Genomic DNA, 3,812 nt, shown 5'->3' on the forward strand with positions numbered 1-3,812 from the left:
AGATTCTATATTGATGTCGGCATTAAAAAGTTCGTAAGTTTTTCTAGATTTTGGGCTTAGCGTTTCTAGGAAGCCTTTGACAGAATAGGGTGGATTGGCGATGAGTACATCAAAGCTGTGTGATTGAATCTGTGGTTTTGGCTTTTGGCCTTCCAAAACTCTTGTGTTGGCTAATTCAAAGCTTGAGAGGGCATCGGCGTATAAGATATTGATTTCATTTTGTCCATACATTGCACTTGAAACTTTGGAAACTTTGCTTAGGCGATATTCTTTTTCAATGCCATAGATATTTTTGTAATGCTCTTTTAAATCTTGTGTATTGATGTAGCGTTTGAGTTCGTTGGCATAAGTGTTTAGAAAATGTCCTGCACCACACGCATAGTCAATGACTTTTAGAGGTTTTGTGCTTAGCATAGAATCTAAGGGGAGAGAATACACGATAAATTCGCAAATTTGCATAGGGGTGAAAAACTGCCCCTCATCTTGCTTCATACCCTTTTGTAAAAACAGCTCAAAGAGATTGCCTAAAAATTGATTGGTAGAATTTTGTGTGAGTTTGTAGGGTGCAAAAAGCTCAACGATTTCTTTTAAAACAAGGGCATTTTTTAAAAATAATTCTTTGTAATATTAACATGATCTCTTGACAGCGTTATGACAAAAAAGTGAAATTTTTAGAATCATTGAGAGATTGTTAAAGGCGAGTAAGGCAAGAAGTCAATATTAGAATCTTTACACAAGATTTTATAAAGATTCTGACTATACAAAACAAAGATTACAAAGATTTATAAACTCCAAGTTTCTAGGATAAATTCCACTAGCTTTTTGTGGCGATCATTAATAGAATCTTCTCCCATATTTTGCCATTGGCAAACTCTTTTATTTCTCTATGTTGTGCCATAGGGGATTTTTCATAGCTTTGTAGCTTATCTGTAAATGGATTATTACCAACAGAGACATTATGAGAGTCGGCAATCAGCATAAGATTCCCTATGCGATTCAAATAAGATTTCATAAACTTTTCATTATATTTACAATAACCACTTGCGACTTTTTCGCCATTTTCTGTTTGTGGGGCGATATGCTCTATCGGCGGATTCTTACCATCTTGTGGCTTTTTGATTTCATCTAATGTAAATTTGTAGCCTTTAGTTTTTGCAGTTTTGCTTCGCAGTGCATTTTCATAACGCATAAAAATATAGCGAGCAATTTCATTTAAAGTGTGTTTTTCAGGCTCAAGTGCTTTTATTATATTATCGTCATTCCAATACCACTCATTATCGCATACATACTTGATGCCAGATTCAAGATTTTCTACACTATCAAAGTTTTTCAAAGCACTATTTAGTTTGTCCCTTATCTTTGCTCTAGTGCTCACAAGCTTATCTCTAAAAGCAATCACTTCAAGGGCTTTAAATACTCTCTCCAACTTCTCTTCATCATCTCTAAAAAGCCGATACGCCTTAATCACAAAGGGATAGGTGGCTGCCACATTTAAATGGAGCAAATATTCTTTATAATCGCTTTTTGATTTCATAAAGGTTTTGAAATCAAAAAAGGCATCTTTAAGGCTTTTTACATACTTATCAATCCAAGCAAGTTTCTCTTCACTATCCTTTATATCTTTTAGTTCTTTTTTGTAGTTTAAACTATTGTCATCTTCTCTGTAAGCAAAGCCAAATTTTGAAGTTGCGATATTAAAATATCCCAAAATAGCATCTTCATTCAGTTGCTTTATATCATTCACAACATCATTCACAACACGATAAATTTCTTTAAAAACACTTGTCATTTCATCGAGTTTAGTTTCAGCAGAATCTTTATCACTATAAGTGTAGATTTGATAGGCAAGATAGCTTTTTAGCTTTTCCATATTTGTTAAATCTTTGCCGCGATTATTTTGTAGCTCAAACATTAACACAGAATCTTTTTTGTTGCTAAATTCAAGCTTTATTATTTGTGCTTTTTGCATAGCTTCAAATATTTTTTGAAGTTGGGCTAATTCTTTGCTTTTCAATGCTTTTGTGAAAAACTTTTTTGCTTCTAAAATGCGTTTTTGTGATGGCGTTTGTGGCTTGTGTTTATTATCACTATTGGCAATAATCACATCATAAAAATAATCCCTATCATATTCTAGGGCATTTAACTTGGCATTTAACTTCGGGGCTTTTTTCGATTCTCCAAATAGTCTTGTTTAATATAGTCTAACTGCTCTTTATCATAGCCTTTAGAATCTAGCACATTGACTAAGCAACGCACAAAAATAATAATGGTGGTAAGCCGTTGCTGTCCATCAATAATATCAAGTCTATTATTGCCGTCTTTTTCTAATAGCACATTGCCAAAAAAGTAATGATTTTCACCCTTTGTAGCTTCTTCCAAGTCTTCTAAAAATGTCTTCCACTGCGGCTCTTCCCAAGAATATGCCCTTTGATATACAGGAATACAAAATTGCTTATCTCCTTCAAAAAACTCTCTGAGTGTAGATTCTGTTGGCTTCATTATCACTCCTTAAATGTAATATGCGTATTATAATCAAAAAAAATAAAGCAAGGGATTAAAGTCATTATTCCCACGCCTTTTGTGAATCTCTGCCTGTTTTAAAAAGCCGCTTACTTTTTCAAAAAATTCTCTATATTCCACACTTTTACCCTTTCTACGCTAAATCGCTCTGTTTGCTGCATATCTGGCTCACTTAGGGCTTCTTTTTTATGAGTTAAAAGCCATAGTAGTTTTTGACACTGCATACCTTTGATAAAGCGAGATTTTGAGAGATTCATAGCTGTCCTTTTGTAGAGATTTGTTTGCCAGAGAAACTAAGAGAAACTTTAATGTCATTTTGCATATAAACTTTGATATTGTTTTCAAAAATACCTTGCTTTTCGTGGTGAAATTCATAGCTTTCTTTCCATACAGAAAAAAGTTCAAGATTGTTGGTTGCTTTTGTATAGGATTTTTCTAATTCTTTTTCGTTTAGGTATTCTTGGTTATCAAAGGCTTGTATGATGTAGTTTTGGTATTTGAGAGTATCATCTATAAAGTCGCTTGTGTAGAGACATAGATATTTCACACCTCTTTCTTGTTGAAAATAGGAGAAAAGTTGTCCGCCATTTTCTAGCATTTTTGCCCATTCTTTGGCAAACTCGCTATTTTTAGAATCTGTGGTTTTGCACTCGATGAGTAAATAAGGACTGCCTTGATGATCTCGCACCAAAATATCTGCTTTGCCACCTTTTGCCTCTCGCCCTAGATTCCACCTTGGCTCTAGTTCTAAGTGTTCTGGCTTATAACCCTTTTGTAATAGCCTATGCACACATTATAAAGTGTTGATTCTAACTTTTTGTTGCTTAAAAAAGGAGTTTTATGTATCCCAAAAGAATATACAAGGGAATTTTGTAATGCGTTTATACACACAAGAGCTTTGAGATTCTATGTATTCCATAGAATCTCAAAGGTTTATCAAAAGTCATATGAGAGTGTCGCCCAATATCTGCGTCCTTCTTGGATTACTGGACCATAGTAGTTGATATTAGTAGTCCTATTATTGCTTCCTGCGACATACCTAAAGTCTGCGAAGTTTGTATCAAGGAGGTTATACACGCCAGCATTTAAGCGTAAATTATCGGTTAGCTTATATCCAACTCCTAGATTTAGCACAAACGAAGGCTTATAATAAATCCCATCAAGTATATTGCGTATAGTTTGTGCATTTGCACCACTTAAAGCATCTGTATTGACTATACCTGCTTTGTATTGTCCTTGTAAATAGGTGTTAAAACGTTTATATTGATAAGAAATTTTGCTAAAGAGATTAT

The 3,812-nt window shown here is 34.0% G+C and carries 3 protein-coding genes and 3 pseudogenes; all 6 read right to left on the bottom strand.

The genetic code is table 11. The features are described from left to right. A pseudogene (locus C6H22_RS08350) lies at positions 1-621 on the bottom strand (HsdM family class I SAM-dependent methyltransferase); the annotation flags it as partial. A gap of 193 nt (positions 622-814) precedes the next feature. Continuing rightward, positions 815-2,104, bottom strand: a complete 1,290-nt coding sequence (locus C6H22_RS08355) for an HNH endonuclease family protein (RefSeq protein ID WP_233707105.1) — start codon at positions 2,102-2,104, stop codon at positions 815-817. 47 nt (positions 2,105-2,151) lie between these two features. Next, a complete protein-coding gene (locus C6H22_RS08980; RefSeq protein ID WP_233707106.1) occupies positions 2,152-2,499 on the bottom strand; it encodes a DUF262 domain-containing protein in 348 nt (115 codons plus the stop codon). A 110-nt stretch (positions 2,500-2,609) separates the two neighbouring features. Continuing rightward, positions 2,610-2,777, bottom strand: coding sequence for a hypothetical protein (locus C6H22_RS08735; protein WP_158654687.1), 168 nt, complete (start codon positions 2,775-2,777; stop codon positions 2,610-2,612). Positions 2,778-2,842: 65 nt separating this feature from the next. Then, a pseudogene (locus C6H22_RS08360) lies at positions 2,843-3,313 on the bottom strand (type I restriction enzyme HsdR N-terminal domain-containing protein); the annotation flags it as partial. Between the two features lie 143 nt (positions 3,314-3,456). Continuing rightward, positions 3,457-3,812, bottom strand: a pseudogene (locus C6H22_RS08365) (TonB-dependent receptor); the annotation flags it as partial.

Origin of the sequence: Helicobacter equorum, assembly GCF_900198655.1 — a bacterium.
Classification (GTDB): Bacteria; Campylobacterota; Campylobacteria; order Campylobacterales; family Helicobacteraceae; genus Helicobacter_F; species Helicobacter_F equorum.

What these genes read in the sequence shown, in the direction of transcription:
- C6H22_RS08735 (WP_158654687.1), bottom strand. Translation starts at nt 2,777, where the DNA reads ATGAATCTCTCAAAATCTCGCTTTATCAAAGGTATGCAGTGTCAAAAA.
- C6H22_RS08980 (WP_233707106.1), bottom strand. Translation starts at nt 2,499, where the DNA reads ATGAAGCCAACAGAATCTACACTCAGAGAGTTTTTTGAAGGAGATAAG.